Annotated in this window: 1 protein-coding gene; it reads right to left on the bottom strand. The window is 41.0% G+C overall.

Annotated elements, in window-relative coordinates:
* A partial coding sequence (locus GB932_RS21830) for a hypothetical protein (RefSeq protein ID WP_197517192.1) occupies nucleotides 1-625 on the bottom strand: 625 nt, incomplete at both ends.

The raw sequence follows: 625 nt of genomic DNA on the forward strand, positions 1-625 counted from the left end.
GGATCCACATAAGGAACATAGCTACCGTAATGGCATGGGTAATAGCCATAAACTGACTCATTTTTCCTTCGAGATAGGTATAATCAAACCAAATTCCCAATCCTGTCACAGAAACAGCTACCAATAAGATCAAAGGAAGCCAGTCTCTTTCAAACCATTGGGTAGCGATAAGACCTTCATCCACGAATCTTCTGTGCATCATAATGAGACAACCCACGATAACCATGATCGAGGTCCAAACCAGAATATGGAAAAAGAAAACGGCTATGGCAGTATCGAGAGGAAATGTCATCACAGTAAAGCCCATCATATGGGTTTCATACTGATCTATGGTTCCTGGTTTTAAGGTGAAGTGCAGCCATCCAAATGTAAGTCCGAATGTGACCATAAATGAGATGAGACATCCTGTAGCTAAAAGGAAATGTCCTAACCAACGCGTTTTACCTCTTGGAGCGATGAATTTCTGAAAAATGATGTTACGAACAGATAAACGGATCACTTCTTTTACATAAACCGGGTAATCTTTACTGAAAATAAATTCCCAGGTACGCTTCCAGTATTTCTGTGTTGCCGGACGCTGTTTCCATACCGAATGATGATAGACAACTCCGAAAGTCATGCTGAT

This window comes from Microbacterium karelineae (assembly GCF_009745985.1).
In the GTDB taxonomy this organism is placed as follows: Bacteria; Actinomycetota; Actinomycetes; order Actinomycetales; family Microbacteriaceae; genus Microbacterium; species Microbacterium karelineae.